A 19,380-nucleotide genomic window follows, 5' to 3' on the forward strand; every position below is an offset into this window, starting at 1 on the left:
GGCAGGCAAGCGGCACCTCGTCAGAAACCGGCGACAGCCAGCCCGGCACTATGCCGGGCGGTGTGACCGAACACGTGTGGGAGGACCTGCGCGAACAGGCCCGCCAAGCCATGCAGAACGCCTACGCGCCGTACTCCGGCTACCCGGTCGGAGTGGCAGCGCTCGTCGACGACGGCCGAGTGATCACCGGATGCAATGTCGAGAACGCCTCGTACGGACTGGGCCTGTGCGCCGAATGCGGACTCGTATCCCAGTTGGCAGCCACCGGGGGAGGGAAGCTCGTGGCGTTCAGCTGCTGTGACGGCGAAGGCAAGAAGCTCGTGCCGTGCGGTCGCTGCCGGCAGCTGCTGTACGAATTCGGCGGCCCCGACCTCCTGCTTGACATGCCCAGCGGCATCCAACCGCTCTCCGTCGTGCTGCCCGAAGCTTTCGGGCCCGACCACCTGGAAACGACAACCACCCAACCGCAACCCTGAGGAGCGTGCGACGTGGAAAAGTTCGACGCCGTAGACATCATCATCGCCAAGCGCGACGGCAAATCCCTGACCGACGAACAGATCGACTGGACAATCGACGCCTACACCCGCGGTGTCATCGCTGACGAACAGATGTCGGCTCTCGGCATGGCGATCTTCCTCAACGGCATGGAATCGCGCGAAATCACGCGCTGGACGCAGGCCATGATCAACTCCGGGCAGACACTGGACTTCTCCAGCCTGTCAGTGCCCACCACGGACAAGCACTCCACCGGCGGTGTGGGTGACAAGATCACGCTGCCGCTGGCGCCGCTGGTTGCAGTGTTCGATGTCGCAGTGCCTCAGCTGTCTGGCCGCGGCCTCGGCCACACCGGCGGCACGCTGGACAAACTCGAAGCGATTCCCGGCTGGCACGGAGCGATTTCCACCGAGGGCATTGTGAAGCAGCTGGACGAGGTCGGCGCCATCATCTGCGAAACCACAGAAGGCCTGGCACCTGCAGACAAGAAGCTGTACGCGCTGCGTGACATCACCGGGATTGTCGACACGATTCCGCTCATTGCATCGTCGATCATGTCGAAGAAGATCGCGGAAGGCACAGAAGCTCTCGTCCTGGACGTCAAAACGGGTTCCGGTGCTTTCATGAAGGACCGCCAGAAAGCCGAAGAACTTGCCCGCACTATGGTTGAACTCGGCAAGGTTGCCGGCACTGCAACATCCGCGTTCATCACCGACATGGACACTCCGCTGGGGCTCGCCGTCGGTAATGCGATCGAAGTTGAGGAAAGCGTCGAGGTCCTGGCAGGCGGCGGCCCGGCCGACGTCGTTGAACTCACTGTCGCTCTGGCGCAGGAAATGCTGGCACTGGTCGGCAAGACAGACGTCGACGTTGCCGCGGCCCTCAAGGACGGACGCGCCATGGACAAGTGGCGCCAGATGATCAGCGCACAGGGCGGTGACCCGGACGCGAAGCTGCCGATGGGCCGCGAAAACCACGTTGTCACGGCCGCCGAATCCGGTGTTCTCACCCGCCTGGACGCTCTTTCGGTCGGCCAGGCATCGTGGCGACTGGGAGCAGGCCGCGCCCGTCCGGGTGACGCTGTCCAGGCAGGTGCGGGCATCCGCCTGCACGCCAAGCCCGGCGACGCCGTCGAAGCCGGCGCGCCGCTCATGACCCTGTACACCGATGAAGCCCCGCGCTTCGACCGAGCCCTCGAAAGCCTCGAGGGGGCAACTGTGATCGCCCCGGCAGGAAGCCCGGAAGCGACAGCGGTCGCTGAATCCACCTCGGTCATCTTCGACCACATCAAGTGAACTCAAGGAGCATTATGAAGAAGACCGATGTCGCAGCGATGATCGACCACACGCTGCTCAAGCCCGAATCCACCCCGGAAGACTTTGCCGCGCTCGTTGAGGAAGCCAAGAGCCTCGGCGTGCTTGCCGTGTGCGTGTCGCCGTCGGCTCTGCCGCTGAAGGACACGGGCGACCTTGTGATCGCCACTGTCTGCGGGTTCCCCTCCGGTGCTGTCGCACCCCAGATCAAGGCTGCCGAGGCGGCGCTGGCTGTCGAACAGGGCGCTCAGGAAGTCGACATGGTCATCAACATCGGTGCGGCCAAGGCCGGCCTGTGGGATGACGTGGAAGCTGACATCCGCGGTGTTGTTGAAGCAGTTGCAGATGCTGCCAAGAAGGCCGGGCACGATGCTCTGGTCAAGGTCATCATCGAATCCGCAGCGCTTGAAGACGACGAAATCGTCGCCGCCTGCGAAGCCTCGGTGCGGGCCGGCGCCCACTTCGTGAAGACCTCCACCGGCTTCCACCCGGCTGGCGGAGCTTCGGCACACGCCGTGGCCATCATGCGCAAGACCGTCGGCGACGCCCTGGGCGTTAAAGCCTCCGGCGGCATCCGATCGGCAGAAGCTGCACGCGAAATGATCGAAGCCGGCGCATCCCGCCTGGGACTGTCCGGTTCCGCCGCAGTGCTGGAAGGCTTCGAAGACTGAGGTTTTGGCTTCGGTTCTAGATTGACTCGGCTGCGGGGTGTTTTGCCTGCGGACTGCACGGAAACACGCGTAAGCCTGAAAACACCCCTTAGCCGCAAAAACTCCCAATAGCAACAAATCCACCCGCTAACCGCACGGCTAACGGGTGGATTTGCTCTTTCGCGGTGTCTTGGCCGGTGTGCCGAGGTTCGGCGGCCGGATCTGTGGTCTGCCAGCGAGCGCTTTTACAGCCCCAGGTATGCGCCGAGTGCGGCTGAGAGCGCGGACAGGCGCTGGCGGCATTCGGCAACCGCGGTGCGTACGTCCTCGGGGGAATCGAAGCCATCAGCCGGTGCGACCGTTTCCAGGTAGCACTTGAGCTTCGGTTCGGTTCCCGACGGACGGATGATGATCCGGTCACCGCCTTCCAGGCGCAGTTTGATGCCGTTGGTGGGCGGCAGCTCATCACTGCCGGCGGCAAGGTCGATGACCTCAACAACATCCAGCCCGGCAAGTTCAGCAGGCGGAGTGCCGCGGAGCGAATCAACGGCCGCGGTGATCTTGTCGACGTCCTCAAAGCGGAAGGTCAGCGGCGCGGTGAGGAAAACACCATCGCGCTGGCGAATGTCATCCAGCTGATCTTCAACGGTCAGTCCCGTGCTCTTGAGCTTGGAGACCAGACCGGCGAAGACGACGGCCGCACTGATGCCGTCCTTGTCACGCACAGCCTCGGGGTCGACGCAGTAGCCGAGCGCCTCCTCGTAGCCGTACACCAGGCCGGATACGCGGGTGATCCATTTGAAGCCGGTCAGCGTTTCCCGGTGCGCAATGCCGCGGTTGGCCGCCAACTGGGCAACAGCGGTTGAGGACACGATCGAGTTGGCCATGACGCACGCTTCGCCCACAGCCTGGCGAGCCCGCACGGTCCCGGCCATGAATTCGGCCAGCAGGAGCCCCACCTCGTCACCGGAAAGCTGGCGGTAGCCGCTTTCCTCCCGCGGATCCGGGATGGCGGCCGATACGCGGTCGGCATCCGGGTCGTTGGCGATGATGAGGTCTGCCCCGACCTCGCGGGCCTTGGCAAAGGCGAGGTCGAGCGCACCGGGTTCTTCCGGGTTGGGGAATGCGACGGTGGGGAAATCGGGGTCGGGCTGGTGTTGCTGGTCGACTACGTGAACATCCGTGAAGCCGGCCTGCTCAAGAACACGCAGTGCTGTCTGGCCGCCCACGCCGTGCATGGCGGTGTAGACGATTGTCAGCGGTTCAGTCTGGCGGGCACCGGCCATGTCGGTGAATTCGGCAAGCCGGTCGGTGTAGGCCTCGAGCACCTCGTCGCCCAGTTCCGTCCAGCCGGTGTCCGGCAGGTCCATGCCGCCGACAGACGGCACCTCGGCGATTTTGCCGGCAATGAACGCGTCGAAAGGTTCGACGATCTGCGCGCCGGCACCTGCCGTGAGCGCTTCGAGCTCAGCGTCGGTGAGTTCGCGTCCGTCGGCGTCTGCGGCAGCGCGAGCCGAACCGATGAGGGGCCGCTCGCCAAGGTAGACCTTGTAGCCGTTGTCTTGGGGCGGGTTGTGGCTGGCGGTGACCATGACACCAGCGTCCGTTCCCAGGTGCTTGACCGCAAAGGCCAACAGAGGCGTGGGCAGCTGTGCCGGCAGGAGCATGGCGTGGCCGCCGGCCTGGGTGACGACGGTGGCGGTGATGCGGGCGAAGTCAGCTGACCCGTGGCGGGCATCGCAGCCGATGGCCACAGTGAAGCCCTCACCGACAACATCGCGCAGAGCCGCCGCGAGTCCTGCGGCCGCGCGGGTGACGACGGCGGCGTTCATGCGGCTGGGGCCGGGCCCGATTTCGCCGCGCAGGCCGGCCGTGCCGAACTGCAGGAGGCCCTGGAAGCCTTCGGTGATGTCGGCGATTGCGCGGTCGGCAGCTTCGCCAGGTTCGCCCGTGGCTGCATCCAGCTGCTTCTGCAGGGCTGCGGCGGTAACGGGGTTGGGGTCGTCAGCAATCCAAGCTTTGACGATTTCGGGGTCGAAGCCATCTGTGAAGCGGTCGGCGATCATGGCTCAGCGCTCCTGTCGGGGCAGTTCGGCCATCGTGCTGACGGCTTCGGCCAGCAGCGCTGAGATGCGCGGACCTGCGGCCTGGCCGGCTTCGATGACTTCGGCGTGCGACAGGGGAGTGGCGGACACTCCGGCGCCGAGGTTGGTGACCAGCGAAATGCCCACGACTTCCAGCCCGGCGGCACGGGCTGCGATTGCTTCGAGGGCGGTGGACATGCCGACGAGGTCAGCGCCGAGGGTGCGGGCCATGCGGACTTCCGCCGGGGTTTCGTAGTGCGGTCCGGGGAACTGCGCGTAGACACCGTCTTTGAGTTCGGGGTCGACACTGCGCAGAATATCGCGCAGGCGCGGCGAGTAGAGGTCCGTCAGGTCAACGAAGTTTGCACCTTCAAGCGGGCTGACGGCGGTGAGGTTGAGGTGGTCGCTGATGATGACCGGGGTGCCGGGGGCGAACTCTTCTGAGGTTGAACCACAGCCGTTGGTCAGCACGAGCTTGTCTGCCCCGGCGGCCGCTGCGGTGCGGACTCCGTGGGCGACTGCGCGTACGCCGCGGCCTTCGTAGTAGTGGGTGCGCGCACCCAGGACGAGGGCGACTTTGTCGCTGTTCTTCAGGCGGATGGAGCGCAGGGTGCCGCCGTGGCCGGCAACGACCGAGGCGTGGAATCCGGGGACTTCTGCCGCCGGGGTTTCGGCGATCGTGTCGCCCAGCAGGTCTGCTGCGCTTCCCCAGCCGGAGCCGAGAACCAGTGCGATGTCGTGTTTGTCGACACCGGCTGCCGAGTTGATGACCGCTGCGGCCTCTTCGGCCGTTTCCATGGGGTTGTCCGTCATCTGAGCCTCCGTGGGCGAGGTATTCGAAGTCATGTCATAACGGTATCGGAATGCGCTCCCGTCAGGCACTGCGAGACACCGCGGGGCTGGTCTCATCTGCCGGGGCCGGGCGCTGGGGTGGGCGGGCCTAAAATGGTGGGGTCAGCTGCCCTGGAAGGACTTTGTATGCGCATCCGCCCTTTTGTCGACGGTGACGATCTCAAGCTCAACACGATCCTCGGTGATCCGCAGAACCCTGCCGCCCACATGGCTCGTTCGCTGTTCCGTGCGGATGCTGATGTTCCTGCCAGCCGGGCTGTTGTCGCCGAAGCGGCCGATGATGTGCTGGTCGGTGCTGCCGCTGTGGCACAGTCGCCGGCCCACCCTACGCGTGCGTGGGCACATGTTGAGGTCGCTTCGACCGATGAACGACGAGGTGTCGGTACGGCTCTGCTGACTGCTGCACGCGAGGCTGTTGTTGGCACGGATCTGGAGGGGCTGCCGCTGCGGGCTCGGGTGGAGCCGGGCACGCCGGGAGCGCAGGCCGCTGCAGCCTGGGGCTTTTCGCCGCTGTTTCGCACCCGGGTGGTCCGCATTGAGGCTGCCGGTCTGGGCGGTTTGGGTGCTGACCGACTGGACGATTTCGAGGTGACCGCCACCGGTTCTGTCGCGCTGACTCAGGCGTTCGGCAGCTGGTATGCGGGCGTTAATCGCGCTGACCGTCCGGCTGATATGACGATTGGTCAGGTCAACCAGCGTTTCCTGTCTGAAGCAACCGGTGCGCACGGGGCTGCGCTCATGCGTCGCGATGGTCAGATCACTGTTTTTGCAGTGTCGTTCCCCGCGATTGACGACGGTGAGGACGGGGCGACCGAGCTGACCGTCGGCTCCGTGTACGACGGTGAAGCTGCGGGCGATGCTGGCGGGGCAGGGCCGGCTGATTCTCCCGAGTTCCAGGCTGCACTTGAGGACACGGGCGCGCTCATTGCCCGTCTGTCGACTGACACCCCGGTGGTCGTTGAGGTGACGGACGAAATGCCGGTGCTCTCAACGCTCATCGACGGCCTGGTGCAGGCCGGCAAAGCGCGCGTGCTCTACGAGTACGACACGGTTGCCACCAGCTGAGTCTCATAGCGGTGGCCCTTCCTGCAGCTGTATCGGTATTGCGGCAATCCGCGTGATGAACCATGCAATCCCCGGTGGGGCGACGGGCAGGTGTCGCAGACCGAGGTTTTCCAGTTCGGCTTGAGCTCTGGCGCCCACGATGATTCTGGGGCCCACAGCGCTCGCTTGGGCGGTGGGCGATCCATAGGGCAGCTGTTCATGCAGACCCCACCCAAGCACTGCCCTTTCTGCCGTCATTGCCGGTGTGATGTCACCTGGGAGTGCATCGGCCGCGCTGAGCAGTGTGAAACAGTCGGGCAGCCCAGAGGAAGTAAGGGTGGCGGCGATACTCTGCCGCACTTCTGCCGGACCAATGATGCTCAGCACGTGGCCGTGCTCTTCTGCGTCCCACACAACAGGCTCGCCGCAGGGGCCGTAGCCGAGAGCACCAGGAGTCGGGGTGCGCCCGATACCCCACGGCAACGGGGGAGCGGGGTCAGCAAAAGCACCCGGAGTGTTCATAGACCCCACGCCGCCGGCAGCACCAGCCGTCCCCTCCGTGTAGGCGACCTGCACATCGACCCCGTCAGGCCCAATGACATCGGCGTCCCACTGAGACAAGCCCTCATCTGCACGCGCTTCACCACAGTCGGTGTGTGGGGCAATGAGAACGGCCCGTCCCGCGGGCGGAAAACCGTCAAAGCGGTGATTGCTGAGTCCCAAAAACACCGTGTCCCCACCGGAAGCGGGAGGGAAGAAAACCCGTCGGCTGATCGATGCGCCGACCTTTGAGCTCAGTGTTCTGCGGTCACACACGATGACGGCCGCGGTGTCACTCAGCAGCGCTTCGAAGCGCATGAGCATGTGCGGTTGAGAAGTCAGGTGTTCGAAGTCGTCAATGAACACTCGCGGACGTCCACCAGACGCAACCTTCTGCTCCATCCTGCCGAGTGCGTATTCCACCAGCCACGCATCAGCGTGATTGACAACGAGCATCTCCGGCAAGCAGTGCGAAGGGCCATCGCGTGTGAAGAGAACACTGTCCGGGGACTGAGCTCCCGTACCAACCTGAGACCCCTTGTCGACCCCAGAAAACGCGCGGGCCAGCAGCCACAGCAAAGATGATTTTCCCGTGCGCGGCCCGCCGACGATTGCGGTGCTGAGATCCGCCTCGGGCGTCCAGTCGACAACGGTCTGCTGGTCGGGCAGATCAATAAGCCCCACCGGCCCCGATTCGGTCAGCGGCAAAACGTCAGGCAGAGCTTCCGGGGTGATTCGCCGGCTGTTTCTCGGCACCTTGACCTGCAGCAATTGCTGCAGGATTGGGACCGGTGGCGCCTCGACCTCGATGCTGCACGCACCCGAGGCGGAACCGGGGTCGCGCCCGCCAGTGTCGAGCCGGTGCCAGGTCACCTGGGCAGATGCGTCAGCGGGAATGTCCAGACTGGCCGCGCGGAACATATCGCTGCGGTGACCGGTGGATATGCAGCCCATCCCGGGCCGGTCCGGCGGGAAGTCAGCAGCAACAGGGGAATCGAGCACTTCGAGTGAGTCAGAAGCATCCCGTACGCGCATGCAGATGCGCAGAGCGATGTTTGTGCGCATGCGCGATGTGATGACCCCGGAAGGCTTCTGCGTGGCCAGCACTATGTGGATGCCAAGCGACCGTCCCAAGGCCGTGAGGGATTCCAGCGCTTCAACACCGGGTGGAAAGTCGGCCGTCAGCACTTGGAACTCGTCAATCACAACAACGATTCGCGGAAGCAGAGGCCCGGCTTCAGTCTGATTGTGGGCGTCAATGTCGGGGCATCCGGAGGCTTTGAGCACGCCCTCGCGATAGCGGACCTCCGCCTGAACGCTGCGCAGAGTGCGCAGGGCTGAACGCAGGTCCAGATTGTCCGAACACGATTCAACGTGCGGCAGCCCAGCCAGGGACGAGAACGCCGCTCCGCCCTTGAAGTCCATGAGGATCAACCGCAGCTCATCCGGCCGTCGACTGCGGCACAGAGCGGCAATCCACGTCTGCAGGAGGACTGATTTTCCGCTTCCCGTGGTGCCGGCAACAAGCGCGTGGGGACCATCTGCGAACAGATCAGCGGAAACCGGGCCGTCCGGGCCCAGGCCGATGGGCACCTCGGCCCGCGTGCACTGGGAGGCCAACTCGTCGAAACTGACCGGTTCCGACCATGCCTCGTCCGTGCCAGACGTGTGCGGGCACAAGCTGAGGAACCTTCCGGTGGACATGCGCGCCGGATTGATCACGCCGGGCTCCGGCATCGTCGCAGATGATGAGGCAGCTTGCACGATCCGCGCATTGCGGGCAGACGCTTCAACCACAACCGGCTTCTTGGCGTCAGCGCCGGCTACGGCAATCCGGTCGTGGTCAACCGTGATGGTTACAGCCGCCTCGCTGTCGCCACAGTTCTCTCCATACACGCAGGGGCAGACGGGTAAAGCAGTCAGCAGTTCCGGGGTGCGTCGGGCTGCAGCACGGCCGTGGACAACAATCGCGGCAGCACTGAGTGGGGCGCACAGAGCCCGGACAATCGGCACGGCCTCAGCACCGCAGAGGACAGCCGAGTGTTCCCGAAGGTCGATGTTGATGGGCGCCTGGGTCTGAATTCTGCGTGTGGCAGCATCGATAGGCAGCACGGTTCTGCCCTCGAGTGTCTGGCACGCGGCACGGTAGTCGTCATCCCACGATTCATCCGGTTCGGGTGGTTCGGCGACCGCCGCGGGAAGGAGAACCGTCCCGTAGCCGATGCACACCGTCAGCCGGTCACGACTGGGCGGAATCTTCGCTTCGGCCGCTCGCTGCTCTACCGTTTCTGCAAGCGTGCGCAGACTGGCGGCATAGGAACGCAGACCTTCGGCTGACTGCCGGCGGATGCGCCGCCGCTCTGTCAGCAGCTGCAGTCCCGCGCTCAGCGGGCCGGACAGGCTGAAGGCAAGAAACCACCACACTTGCATGGCCATCGCCAGGGCAATCCCTATGACCAGTGGAATGACCAGATGCAGAATCGACGGGCGGTTCAGCTGTGCGACCCGTGGCGGTTTCGGCCACGGAACTGCCGTGCTGTTGACGGTTTCGGGCTGCCCGTCATCAACAACCACGACACTGCTGCCGACCGTATTCGTTCCGAACCGCAGCTGCTGCGGAGTGCGCGATGCAAAAGGGTCCTGCAGACAGAAATCAGCGCGTTCGCTGCGACCGACCGTGACAGTGTGCGGCGGCAGTGCGAAAGAAAAACCAGCGTCCGGTCCTGCCACGATCGTGGCGGCAGGCTGGACTCCGGTGAGCCTCGCACGCACGTCGAGCCGGCTGGGACGACTGACGACGGTCGCCGGATGCTGGGAACACCACTGCCGCCAGGTTTCCGAGGTGGGGCGAGAGTGTTCGGCATCGGACCGGACTGCCCACGCCCCGACAGAATCACCCGCGGTGTGGCGGGTGAAGGCGGCTAGAACATCAGCGGCGCTCGCACGGTCAGGAGCACTGAGCGAAAACGACGCGTGCCCCTGTCCGGTGACGTGAACGGTTGTCTGAGCCATGTTCGGAACATAGGCGAGCTGAGCATCGCCGCACACCCCAATGTTGAACCCCTGTGGATTGCACGCGCCCTGTCCACAGAGCGCGGAACAGAAGTCAGCGACCCACAAGCCCCACAGAAGCCGACCCTAAAAGACCGTGCCGGGCGGCACCTCGTGATTCACCTGGATTCGGGATCGAGCAGAGCCCCTTCAACTGTGACCGCGGCGCGCAAGGGGAGTCCTTTGGGTACAAAAGGGCTGATGAGCACCGGTTTGTAGCCGGCGGTGAGTTCAACGGACACGTGATTGGCGTCGGTGGTGTGCGCTCGCACGCGCATGCTTGTCCACCGGGAATCGTCGGCGGACTGCCGGATGTAGCGGCTGGCGGCGCTTTCAATGTCGGCGTTGGTGAAGAACAGGGACGGCTGTTCGGTCAGGCTCGGCGTGTAGGAGTCCGCGGCGGCCAGTGCAGCTGAATCCGCCATGGCAAACAGCTTGCGGTGGGCCATGTAGATGTCGGTGATGACGACAGCAATGATGAGCAGGGCCAGCGCGATGCTCATAAACCCAATGGACAGAGGCATGATCGAGCCGCGATCCTTGCGCCTGCTCATGGCCTGACCTCACCGAATGCCGCGACAATGTCGGCGTGTTCCGACTGGACGGTGATGCCGGCCTTCCCACCGGACGTCAGCCAGCGGGGGATTCCGGGCAGCGGAACAGTAGATTCCACAGTCGCCGTCACACGAGTCCCGTCTTTTTGGCAGTCTCCGGCGCAGTCAAAGCGGATGGTGTATTCGGCAGAGCCCAAGCCGAAATCGGCGAAGTGCAGCTGGGCGGACTGGTGTGCGCGCTCCTCGGCTGACTGCGGATAGCGGGCTGCTGCGCGTGCGGCATCGACCGCGGAAGCCTGGGCCGCGTAGGCGGCTGACTGCACCTGGGAAAACGCGAGCGCCCCGTACACCAGGGGAATGATGAGGACGACCGAGGCGAAGATGAACTCGATCGGGGCCCGCCCGGAATCCGCTTTTCTCACGACGGATCCTCCATCAGGGCCCGCCCGCGCAGCTCCCACACACCGCTGGGACCCAGGAACCCGACCACGGGAACAGGGGTGCGGATTGTGACGGTGACGAGCCCCGCCTCGTGGTCTTCTTCGACAGTGATGTCTTCGGCGTAGCTCGGTGAAATCGCGGTGGTGATGAGTTCGCGGGCGACCTCAGCACCTTGGTCTGGAGTGTGTCCGACCAGGCTGGCGTGACGGGCGCCGGCAAGAGCTGAATCCGTGACCGTGTTGCGCACGTGGATTGCCAGCACAATCTGCAGGACAGCCGCAAACACCAAACTCAGCAGTGCTGCCACGAGGACGAATTCGGCAACCGCATTGCCCGCATCGGCTCTGCGTGCGGGTGTTCTTCGCGGGCGCACTGTAAGGGCCGTCAAGGTGTGGGCAGGTGCCCTATGAGAGGGCACTGTGCGGGTGGTCATCAGCCCGCGTTGCGGACCTTGTTCATGGAATCTTGGAAGAAGCCGGTGAATGCTTCGCCGGCCAATGCCCACAAGCCGACCACGAGGGCCGCTGTCATTACTGTGATGAGCACCCAGCCCGGCACATCGCCTCGGTCAGAACGGCTGCGTCGCCCAGTGGTGGGTGGGAAGACGGCGGCTGCGAATGCCAGCAGGTGTGCGGTGAATCGGTCAAACATGAGTTCTCCTTTGAACTTGTGTTGGAGCAAGCAGTTACGGTCCCAGCTGCAGGACCGCAAGCGATGGATAGACGGCGAAGATGACGGTGATCGGCAGGACGAAGGCGACAACGGGAACGAGCATTCCGACTTCTTTGCGGCCTGCCAGTTCCATGAGTGAGCGGCGGCCTTCGGCGCGGACATCGGCAGCCTGGGCGCGCAGAACCTCTGACAACGGAGTGCCGCGGGCAATGGCGACGGCTATCCCATCGACGAACTGGCTCAGGCTGCGTACACCGGAGCGCTGCGCCATGGTGTCCAGGGCTTCCACCAGGGGTGTTCCGGTGCGTGCCTCGGCCAGGGCGGTCTGGAGTTCGCGGCTGAGTTCCCCCGTTGTTGTGCGGCAGATGCGCTCAAGGGCATCGACGGTTGATTCGCCGGCGGTGATGGACAGTGCAAGCAGTTCGGCAATCGTGGGGAACTCCGCGAGGATCCGCTGTTCGCGGCGGCGGACGGCGCGGGTGAGCAGCCAGTCGTTGAAGAAATGCCCGGCGACGCCGAACAGGAGGAGCATTGCGATGACCACCACGGGGTGGAAACCTCGTACTGCGGTCAGACCGATAGCCGCAGCGATGCCGAGCACAATTCCGGCGGCGGTCCAGGCGATCTGCTGGGCACGGAAACGCTCAATCGTGGCGTGAGGGCCCAGGCGCTCCAGTCGGCTGCGCACTCCGGCATCCGTTGTCAGCCGTTCACCCAGCCAGCTGGCGACCTTGCCGATGACTGTGCCGATGAACCCGCGCAGTCCTCCGGTGTCAGGCGCTGAAAGCGCATACATCCGGCCCACAGTTTCCGATTCCCGCATGTAGGGCGCCAGACGATCCTCAAGGCTGGGGCGGCGCATAATCGGCAGGGCCATGACGAGGTTGGCGGCGGCAATTCCGATGAGCACGCCCAGAGCAATGACAACAATGGGAGACATCAGGACCTCAGGACTCGTGGTTCTTCCGGCAGTCGGCCGATGCGCTTCATGGCTGAATAAGCGGTGAGTGACACCACCAGGCCGACGGCCAGCAGCACTGCGCCGCGCGGTGAACTGTAGGCAGCAGCGGCTTCCGGGCGGGTGGCGAGCATGCCCAGAACAACCCACGGGGCGGCCACTGCCAGACGCGCACCCGTGACGGTCCACGATTGGCGTGCCGTGAGTTCTGCCCGGGTGCGTGAATCTTCGCGCAGGAAGTGGCTGAGGGTTTTCAGCAGGGTGCCCAGATCAGAACCGCCGACATCGCGGGTGACTCGCAGTGCTGCCACAATCCGGTCTGCAACGGGGTCCGCTGCTGCGTCCTTCAGCCGGTCCAATGCGACTGAGAAAACACCTGTTGCGCGGTATTCGCGGACGAACACGGCGAAGATGGGCCGCAGCCCTTCGGGTCCGCGTTCAGCAAGAGCGGCAACGGCTTCAGGCAGCGAGAGCCCGGCGCGCACACCCGAACTCAAATGATCGACTGCCTGCGGCCACAGGTCACGGCGGCTGAAAGCGGTTTTGCGAGCTTTCGCCTTCAAAGCAGCAAAAGGCGCAGCTGCGGCAAAGATGCCAAAACACACGGCAATCGGCAGGGCGTTTGTCACGACCCATACCGTGAACATCGTCAGCACGGCGGCAAGGACAGCCGCGACGAAAACATGTGCCGGTTTCAACCGGTGGAACCCGGCCGTCTTGAGCTGGTCTTCGAGGTTCTGTATAAAGCCGAACGTGTGTTTGCGCTTCGGCGGACCTTCCCACATGGCCAACCACAGCAGAGCCAGCCCGGTGCCGATTCCCACACCGCACATGACGGCGGCTACCGAGGCGCTCATGCGTTCTCCAGAATCTGGTGGATGTTCAGCCCCATGCGGGAGAAGCGCTCGCCCAGGTGCGTAAACCCGGTGCCGCGGACCAGGGTGCCGTTCACGGTGTGGAAAACGCTTTCGAGTTCGACGACGCCGTTTTCCATTCCACCGGGCACCGCCGCGATTTCTACGACCCGGCGGGAACCGTCGGCGTTCAGAGCCAGGTGTACGACCAGGTCGAGCGCCGCCGCAACAGTGGGTGTGACGAATTCGGAGCCGATGTTCGGTCCGGCCAGCAGCGGTAGGGTGCACAGCTTCGTTACGGCGGTGCGCGCCGAGTTGGCGTGGATGGTGCCCATACCGGGCAGGCCGGAGTTGAGAGCAATGAGCAGGTCGAAGCTTTCTGCTTGGCGGACTTCGCCGACGACGATCCGGGTGGGCCTCATGCGCAGGGCCTCTTTGACGAGGTCGCGCAGTGTGACTTCACCGGTGCCCTCCAGGGATGCTTGCCGGCACTGCATGGGCACCCAGTCGCGGGTGGGAATGGCCAGTTCGAAGACTTCTTCACAGGAGATCACCCGTTCGCGTGCCGGGATGGAGCCGGCAAGCGCGTTGAGCATTGTTGTTTTGCCGGCTTGAGTTGCTCCGGAGACCACGATGTTGGCGCCGGCCTTGACTGCCGCATCGAGGAATCGTGCCGCTGACGAGGTGAGGGAACCTGTTCTGACCAGGTCGTCTAGGCTGCGGGTCTTCTTGATGAACTTGCGGATGTTCACCGAAGGGTGGCGGCGTGTGATGTCGGGCAGGACCACGTGCAGTCGGGAACCGTCCGGCAGGCTCGCGTCGACGAAGGGCTGTGAGAGGTCGACGCGACGGCCGCTGGTGCGCAGCATCTTTTCGATCAGTTCGTAGACGTCGGTGTCGCTGAGGACGAGCGTGGTGAGTTCGCTGACGCCGTCGCGGCTGATGAACACCTTGTCGGGACTGTTGATCCAGATCTCTTCGACTTCTGGGTCGTCAAGGAATCGCTGTAGGGGTCCGAAGCCGGTGAGGTCGTCGACTATCCGCTGGAATGCCTGTTCGGGGTCATCGAGCAGGGGGAGTGATCCGCTGAGTGTGTGTTCGTCGTAGGCGGCGATCACATCGCGGATGAGCGCCCTGGTGGGTTCGGGCTCCATACGAGGGTCGAGTCCGCGAAGCCTGACAGCATCGCGGACCTGTTCGGCGATGATGTCTGTGGCATCCATGCCGGCTCAGCCTCTTCCTGTCCTCTGCATAGCCGTGCTCCTTTGCACGGCGAGTTCGGTATTTCGAAATATAGAGGACGTTTCGCCTGATAGCTACGGGTTGCGCCGAATTTGTGGATAACTTCATTGGGTCCGTTTGGATGTCCACACGGCCGATGCCCTTACTCTTCACCACTGACATACAGTGAACCCATGGCGAGCCTCAACGACGATGCGAACTACATCCGCGACCTCTGCACACAGCTGGGCATCCCCGGTCTGACCGACATCCACACGCACTTCATGCCGCACAACGTGCTGCGCAAAGTGTGGGCCTACTTCGAACAGGCAGAAGAAGTCCTCGGCTACGACTGGCCGATCACCTACCGGACTGACGAAACCGAACGCATCGACACCCTGCGCGCGCTTGGGGTCAAGCAGTTCACCTCACTGCTCTACCCGCACAAGCCGGACATGGCCGCCTGGCTCAACTCGTGGGCAGCCGACTTCGTCGCCCGCACTCCCGACTGTGCCCACAGCAGCACCTTCTACCCGGAACCGGAAGCTGAAGACTACGTCCGCACCGCCATCGATTCCGGCACCCGGGTTTTCAAAGCCCATGTGCAGGTGGGCGGCTACGACCCGACCGACCCCTACCTCGACCCCGTGTGGGGCATGATCGCCGAGGCGGAGCTCCCCATCGTCATTCATGCAGGCCATGCTCCCCAGAGGGGAGCGCACACGGGTATCGAGCCGATCAGGGATGTGCTGAGGCGGTTCCCGAATCTCACCTTGGTCATGGCCCACCTGGGCATGCCAGATTACGAGGCGTTCCTTGACCTGGCCGATGAACACCCGAACTTCCATCTGGACACCTGTATGGCGCTGACTGATTTCACGGAGACGTTCGCCCCGACCTCAGCGGAGTACCGCAGGCGGCTGGGCGATTACGGGGATCGGATTGTTTTCGCCTCAGACTTCCCCAACATCCCCTACAGCTACGCCCACCAGGTTGAAGCGCTTGAACGGCTGGAGCTGGGGGAGGAGTGGCTGCGGGCCGTGCTGTGGGACAACGGTCAGCGTCTTCTGAACCCGGTGCCGTAGACTGGCAGGACTATGGCCTTTGACTTTGCGAGCGAAATCGCCGACCTCAAACAGACCTTCGCCTCGATCCGCGAGGTGTCCAACATCGATCAGCTGCGCTCAGAAGTCGCTGAGCTCACCGAGCAGGCGGCAGCACCTGACCTGTGGGACAACCCGGACGAAGCCCAGCAGGTCACCTCGAAGCTGTCGCACCGCCAGTCCAGGCTCGAAAAGCTCGAAAAGTTTGACGAACGCATTGAAGACGTCGAACTGCTGGTCTCCATGGCCGAAGACGAAGACGACGATGACGCCCTGCAGGAAGCGCAGGACGAAGTCAGCAAGCTTGCGCGCGAACTGTCGGACATGGAAATCGCCACGCTCCTGTCCGGTGAATACGACGAACGCTCCGCAGTGATCACCGTTCGTGCCGGTGCCGGTGGTGACGACGCCACCGATTTCGCACAGACGCTCACCCGCATGTACGTGCGCTGGGCTGAAAACAACGAATACAACGTGCAGGAGCTCGACACCTCGTATGCGGAAGGTGCGGGCGTGAAGTCCGCAACCATCCAGATCAACGCGCCCTACGCCTACGGCACCCTGTCCGTTGAAGCCGGCACGCACCGCTTGGTGCGCATCAGCCCGTTCGACAACCAGGGCCGCCGCCAGACATCGTTTGCCGCAGTCGAAGTCATTCCGCTCATCGAGCAGACCGACCACGTCGACATTGACGAAAACGACCTGCGCATCGACGTGTACCGTTCGTCGGGTCCCGGTGGTCAGTCGGTCAACACGACTGACTCGGCTGTGCGCATCACGCACATCCCCACGGGTGTTGTCGTGTCGATGCAGAACGAAAAGTCGCAGATCCAGAACCGTGCCGCGGCCATGCGCGTGCTCCAGTCGCGACTGCTGCAGCTGAAGCACGAAGAAGAAGAGGCACAGAAGAAGAGCCTCGCCGGTGACATCAAAGCATCGTGGGGTGACCAGATGCGCTCCTACGTCACCCACCCGTACCAGATGGTCAAGGACCTGCGCACCGGCTACGAAGTCAACAACCCCTCAGCTGTTTTCGATGGCGACATCGACGGCTTCCTTGAAGCGGGTATCCGCTGGCGCAAGGAAGAACAGCAGAAGGCAGAAGAAGAAAACGCGCTTCCCTGATCAAGCGCGTCCCAAATCGAAAGACCCCACTAAAACATGTCTAAGAAGACCGGCGAAACCACCAAGAACGACGGCAAAAAGGTCGTCGCGCGCAATCGCCGCGCCTCTTTTGACTACCACCTGGAAGAAGAGTTCGAAGCGGGCCTTGTGCTCACCGGCACGGAAGTGAAATCGCTGCGCGAAGGCCGCGCCTCCATCACTGACGGCTACGCCCACATTGATCGCGGTGAGGCATGGATCGAGAACATCTACATTCCCGAATACCTGCAGGGAACGTGGACGAACCACGCCGCCAGGCGCAAGCGCAAGATGCTTCTGCACAAAGCCGAGATCATCAAGATCAACCAGAAGCTCAAAGAATCCGGCCGTACCCTGGTGCCGCTGGAACTGTACTTCTCCGGTTCACGCGTCAAAATCTCCTTCGCCCTGGCCAAGGGTAAGAAGGACTGGGACAAGCGCCAGGCGCTGCGCGAAAAGCAGGACAAACGCGAAGCCGAACGCGCCATGTCACTGCGCCAGAACAGGTGAGCGGCACCTCGGCCTTCCTGTAGTCGGCGCTCAGCCGGCACATGACCGGGAGCCAGGCCGGCACCTCGGCCCCATGCGCTGGAACCCGCGGGCACCTCGGCAGGGGTTTCGGCCGGTGCGCGGTGCAGCGTGAGTCGTTAGACTCGGGATATGCAGCGAGTAGATTTTTATTACGATCCCTCTTGCCCCTTCTGCTGGGTTACCAGCCGCTGGCTCGTTCAGGTCAGCGCTAAACGCGACATCGACGTCACCTGGCGCCCATTCAGCCTGGCCATTAAGAACGATGAACTGCCCGGCGGCGCCAACGAAAACTCTGGCCACTCCAAGGGCCACAACGCCGGTCACCGCGTGCTGCGTGTGATTGCGGCGGCTGAGAAAGAAGGCGCCGACGCCGGCGGCCTGTACACGGTGTTCGGTGCGGCTCGCCACGTTGACGGCACAGACTTCACTGACGAGCTCATCAGCGAAATCCTTGCTGATTCTGGCTTGTCTGCTGATCTCCTGAAGGCCGCTGACGATGACAGCTGGGACGAGCACCTCAACGCTGAGCTGAAGTCGGCTCTCGACCTGGTCGGTGACGATGTCGGTGTGCCGATCATTGCCTTTGAACGCGAAGACGGCACCAAGCAGGGTTACTTCGGCCCTGTCATCCTCACGCTTCCGGAGGAAGAAGAAGGCCTCGCCATGTGGGACGGCCTGAGCCGCCTGGCCACGGTCGAAACCTTCTACGAACTCAAGCGCACCCGTCCGGCCGGAGGGCCTGACACGCAGAGCACCAAGGGCCTCTGAACTCTCTGAGGCTTGCGCTGATTTTCTGAGCGCCTTCGGGTGGTCTCTGCTTTTCTCCCTCTGACGAGGTGGAGCTCGACTTACGTCTGATAGGTCCCGCTGTCGCTCCCTTTGGGGAAGGCAGCGGGACTTCTGTTTTCGGGTGGCGTTTGGGGCCGATTAGGGCTGGTTTTGTGCGGTTTTCGCCCGGATTTTCGGGGATGTGGGCAGTTTTCAGGCGCCCCTGTGGATAAAGTGGGGATAAGTTGCTGGAAAAATTTTCTCAGAGTGCGGCCTGAGGTGGCGGTTTCGCTGGTTTTGGGTCTCTGACCTGCGCGAATGCCGGAGTGTGGATTTCTGTCACGCCGCAGGGTGCACTGTGGGTGGGTTTGTGGAATAAGGCTGTGGCAAGGTTGCCTTAACCGTGAATCAACGGGGTTTGCTTGTTGAGCGATGCTTTTCCACCGTTGTGGACAAAGCTGTGGGATATGCGCTTTTCAGTTTGCAAACTGAGCATCTCTGAGTTAGCCAGTGGTGGTGCTGTGAGTCTGGTGGAAGTGCCGGTTCGGGTGCTGCTGTTGTTCCGGGGCGGACCCTCGGCATCGTTGTGGTGCACCCCGGTTGGTGTTGTTGGCCGCTGGGGTGGAATAATCTTCTGAGTCCGCAGCGTTATGGCTGTGTGTTAGACAAATGAATATGGGGATGATCGGTTTCGACGTTGACGTGTGTGTCGAGTGAAGCGGGTCGAGGATGCAGGGTCATCTCGTTAACGATCCTTGCAAAAGAATAGGTGCTAAATCTAACGACCGCACCGAGTTCGCCCTCGCCGCCTGATAAAGGCCTTCAACTAGCGAGCTGCGACTCTGCCGGCCTAGGTCTGCTTTCGGCCTAGCTCCCGGTATCAGTTTAGAAAGCCACTGCTGACGATGTTTGTTGGGGACATCGTTGGGACTTTTACTCAACTCCGTCTGTTGAGCACGGTGTTCGTGCCAAGCTCAGGACCTAAGAAACATTCTTCACGAACTGCACCCGGAGAAGCCTCGGTGCATCGTCGACGGACCCGGGTTCGATTCCCGGCATCTCCACTCAGTTAAGTCCCGGGACACCGCTTATGCGGTGTCCCGGGA

At 63.2% G+C, this 19,380-nt stretch carries 18 protein-coding genes and 1 other RNA gene; 9 read left to right on the top strand and 10 right to left on the bottom strand.

Annotated features, from left to right (window positions below):
- Positions 1-50 precede the first annotated feature (50 nt).
- The 3 genes from HMPREF3092_RS07860 to deoC are packed head-to-tail and all read left to right on the top strand — an operon-like array spanning position 51 to position 2,479.
- Positions 51-476 (top strand): cytidine deaminase, encoded by a 426-nt coding sequence (locus HMPREF3092_RS07860; RefSeq protein WP_070424496.1) that lies wholly within the window; start codon positions 51-53, stop codon positions 474-476.
- Between the two features lie 12 nt (positions 477-488).
- Entirely contained in the window at positions 489-1,790 is a 1,302-nt protein-coding gene (locus tag HMPREF3092_RS07865) for a thymidine phosphorylase (protein ID WP_070424480.1), read from the top strand.
- Between the two features lie 14 nt (positions 1,791-1,804).
- A complete protein-coding gene (deoC, locus tag HMPREF3092_RS07870; protein WP_070424481.1) occupies positions 1,805-2,479 on the top strand; it encodes a deoxyribose-phosphate aldolase in 675 nt (224 codons plus the stop codon).
- 224 nt (positions 2,480-2,703) lie between these two features.
- Here deoC and HMPREF3092_RS07875 read toward each other — a convergent pair whose 3' ends face one another.
- Both HMPREF3092_RS07875 and HMPREF3092_RS07880 read right to left on the bottom strand, forming a co-directional pair.
- The gene (locus HMPREF3092_RS07875) at positions 2,704-4,524 is read right to left on the bottom strand and encodes a phospho-sugar mutase (protein ID WP_070424482.1); all 1,821 of its coding nucleotides are present in this window, start codon (positions 4,522-4,524) and stop codon (positions 2,704-2,706) included.
- Positions 4,525-4,527: 3 nt separating this feature from the next.
- Positions 4,528-5,355, bottom strand: a complete 828-nt coding sequence (locus HMPREF3092_RS07880) for a purine-nucleoside phosphorylase (RefSeq protein WP_070424483.1) — start codon at positions 5,353-5,355, stop codon at positions 4,528-4,530.
- A gap of 165 nt (positions 5,356-5,520) precedes the next feature.
- Here HMPREF3092_RS07880 and HMPREF3092_RS07885 point away from each other — a divergent pair, with 165 nt between their 5' ends.
- Positions 5,521-6,459 (top strand): histone acetyltransferase, encoded by a 939-nt coding sequence (locus tag HMPREF3092_RS07885; RefSeq protein WP_070424484.1) that lies wholly within the window; start codon positions 5,521-5,523, stop codon positions 6,457-6,459.
- A gap of 3 nt (positions 6,460-6,462) precedes the next feature.
- Here HMPREF3092_RS07885 and HMPREF3092_RS07890 read toward each other — a convergent pair whose 3' ends face one another.
- The 8 genes from HMPREF3092_RS07890 to HMPREF3092_RS07925 all read right to left on the bottom strand — a co-directional run bounded on the left by HMPREF3092_RS07890 (position 6,463) and on the right by HMPREF3092_RS07925 (position 14,731).
- On the bottom strand, positions 6,463-9,990 hold the full coding sequence (locus HMPREF3092_RS07890) for an FtsK/SpoIIIE domain-containing protein (RefSeq protein WP_141737994.1): 3,528 nt from the start codon (positions 9,988-9,990) through the stop codon (positions 6,463-6,465).
- A gap of 158 nt (positions 9,991-10,148) precedes the next feature.
- Positions 10,149-10,583: a pilus assembly protein TadG-related protein gene (locus HMPREF3092_RS07895; protein ID WP_141737995.1), complete on the bottom strand. Its 435-nt coding sequence runs from the start codon at positions 10,581-10,583 to the stop codon at positions 10,149-10,151.
- Positions 10,580-11,005: a hypothetical protein gene (locus HMPREF3092_RS07900; RefSeq protein WP_061942217.1), complete on the bottom strand. Its 426-nt coding sequence runs from the start codon at positions 11,003-11,005 to the stop codon at positions 10,580-10,582. The genes HMPREF3092_RS07895 and HMPREF3092_RS07900 overlap by 4 nt, the downstream gene beginning before the upstream one ends.
- Positions 11,002-11,412, bottom strand: a complete 411-nt coding sequence (locus HMPREF3092_RS07905; protein ID WP_256174410.1) for a TadE/TadG family type IV pilus assembly protein — start codon at positions 11,410-11,412, stop codon at positions 11,002-11,004. Before HMPREF3092_RS07905 ends, HMPREF3092_RS07900 begins: the two co-directional genes overlap by 4 nt.
- 44 nt (positions 11,413-11,456) lie before the next feature.
- Positions 11,457-11,675: a hypothetical protein gene (locus HMPREF3092_RS07910; protein WP_019175994.1), complete on the bottom strand. Its 219-nt coding sequence runs from the start codon at positions 11,673-11,675 to the stop codon at positions 11,457-11,459.
- Positions 11,676-11,709: 34 nt separating this feature from the next.
- Positions 11,710-12,636 (bottom strand): type II secretion system F family protein, encoded by a 927-nt coding sequence (locus HMPREF3092_RS07915; protein WP_070424487.1) that lies wholly within the window; start codon positions 12,634-12,636, stop codon positions 11,710-11,712.
- Positions 12,636-13,511, bottom strand: a complete 876-nt coding sequence (locus HMPREF3092_RS07920; RefSeq protein WP_061942224.1) for a type II secretion system F family protein — start codon at positions 13,509-13,511, stop codon at positions 12,636-12,638. Before HMPREF3092_RS07920 ends, HMPREF3092_RS07915 begins: the two co-directional genes overlap by 1 nt.
- On the bottom strand, positions 13,508-14,731 hold the full coding sequence (locus tag HMPREF3092_RS07925) for a TadA family conjugal transfer-associated ATPase (RefSeq protein WP_070424488.1): 1,224 nt from the start codon (positions 14,729-14,731) through the stop codon (positions 13,508-13,510). Before HMPREF3092_RS07925 ends, HMPREF3092_RS07920 begins: the two co-directional genes overlap by 4 nt.
- A gap of 192 nt (positions 14,732-14,923) precedes the next feature.
- Here HMPREF3092_RS07925 and HMPREF3092_RS07930 point away from each other — a divergent pair, with 192 nt between their 5' ends.
- The 5 genes from HMPREF3092_RS07930 to ssrA all read left to right on the top strand — a co-directional run bounded on the left by HMPREF3092_RS07930 (position 14,924) and on the right by ssrA (position 19,341).
- The gene (locus HMPREF3092_RS07930) at positions 14,924-15,814 is read left to right on the top strand and encodes an amidohydrolase family protein (protein ID WP_070424489.1); all 891 of its coding nucleotides are present in this window, start codon (positions 14,924-14,926) and stop codon (positions 15,812-15,814) included.
- Between the two features lie 12 nt (positions 15,815-15,826).
- Complete coding sequence (prfB, locus tag HMPREF3092_RS07935; protein WP_070424490.1) at positions 15,827-16,957, top strand: peptide chain release factor 2; 1,131 nt, start codon at positions 15,827-15,829, stop codon at positions 16,955-16,957.
- A gap of 36 nt (positions 16,958-16,993) precedes the next feature.
- Positions 16,994-17,485: an SsrA-binding protein SmpB gene (gene smpB / locus HMPREF3092_RS07940; protein ID WP_019175988.1), complete on the top strand. Its 492-nt coding sequence runs from the start codon at positions 16,994-16,996 to the stop codon at positions 17,483-17,485.
- Positions 17,486-17,635: 150 nt separating this feature from the next.
- Entirely contained in the window at positions 17,636-18,274 is a 639-nt protein-coding gene (locus HMPREF3092_RS07945; RefSeq protein WP_070424491.1) for a mycothiol-dependent nitroreductase Rv2466c family protein, read from the top strand.
- Positions 18,275-18,951: 677 nt separating this feature from the next.
- Positions 18,952-19,341: a transfer-messenger RNA gene (ssrA, locus tag HMPREF3092_RS07950) on the top strand.
- The last annotated feature ends 39 nt before the right edge of the window (positions 19,342-19,380 follow it).

It is taken from the genome of Brevibacterium sp. HMSC24B04 (assembly GCF_001806835.1).
Classification (GTDB): domain Bacteria; phylum Actinomycetota; class Actinomycetes; order Actinomycetales; family Brevibacteriaceae; genus Brevibacterium; species Brevibacterium ravenspurgense.

What these genes read in the sequence shown, in the direction of transcription:
- HMPREF3092_RS07860 (WP_070424496.1), top strand. Translation starts at nt 51, where the DNA reads ATGCCGGGCGGTGTGACCGAACACGTGTGGGAGGACCTGCGCGAACAG.
- deoC (WP_070424481.1), top strand. Translation starts at nt 1,805, where the DNA reads ATGAAGAAGACCGATGTCGCAGCGATGATCGACCACACGCTGCTCAAG.
- HMPREF3092_RS07875 (WP_070424482.1), bottom strand. Translation starts at nt 4,524, where the DNA reads ATGATCGCCGACCGCTTCACAGATGGCTTCGACCCCGAAATCGTCAAA.
- HMPREF3092_RS07880 (WP_070424483.1), bottom strand. Translation starts at nt 5,355, where the DNA reads ATGACGGACAACCCCATGGAAACGGCCGAAGAGGCCGCAGCGGTCATC.
- HMPREF3092_RS07885 (WP_070424484.1), top strand. Translation starts at nt 5,521, where the DNA reads ATGCGCATCCGCCCTTTTGTCGACGGTGACGATCTCAAGCTCAACACG.
- HMPREF3092_RS07890 (WP_141737994.1), bottom strand. Translation starts at nt 9,990, where the DNA reads ATGGCTCAGACAACCGTTCACGTCACCGGACAGGGGCACGCGTCGTTT.
- HMPREF3092_RS07895 (WP_141737995.1), bottom strand. Translation starts at nt 10,583, where the DNA reads ATGAGCAGGCGCAAGGATCGCGGCTCGATCATGCCTCTGTCCATTGGG.
- HMPREF3092_RS07910 (WP_019175994.1), bottom strand. Translation starts at nt 11,675, where the DNA reads ATGTTTGACCGATTCACCGCACACCTGCTGGCATTCGCAGCCGCCGTC.
- HMPREF3092_RS07915 (WP_070424487.1), bottom strand. Translation starts at nt 12,636, where the DNA reads ATGTCTCCCATTGTTGTCATTGCTCTGGGCGTGCTCATCGGAATTGCC.
- HMPREF3092_RS07920 (WP_061942224.1), bottom strand. Translation starts at nt 13,511, where the DNA reads ATGAGCGCCTCGGTAGCCGCCGTCATGTGCGGTGTGGGAATCGGCACC.
- HMPREF3092_RS07925 (WP_070424488.1), bottom strand. Translation starts at nt 14,731, where the DNA reads ATGGATGCCACAGACATCATCGCCGAACAGGTCCGCGATGCTGTCAGG.
- HMPREF3092_RS07930 (WP_070424489.1), top strand. Translation starts at nt 14,924, where the DNA reads ATGGCGAGCCTCAACGACGATGCGAACTACATCCGCGACCTCTGCACA.
- prfB (WP_070424490.1), top strand. Translation starts at nt 15,827, where the DNA reads ATGGCCTTTGACTTTGCGAGCGAAATCGCCGACCTCAAACAGACCTTC.
- smpB (WP_019175988.1), top strand. Translation starts at nt 16,994, where the DNA reads ATGTCTAAGAAGACCGGCGAAACCACCAAGAACGACGGCAAAAAGGTC.
- HMPREF3092_RS07945 (WP_070424491.1), top strand. Translation starts at nt 17,636, where the DNA reads ATGCAGCGAGTAGATTTTTATTACGATCCCTCTTGCCCCTTCTGCTGG.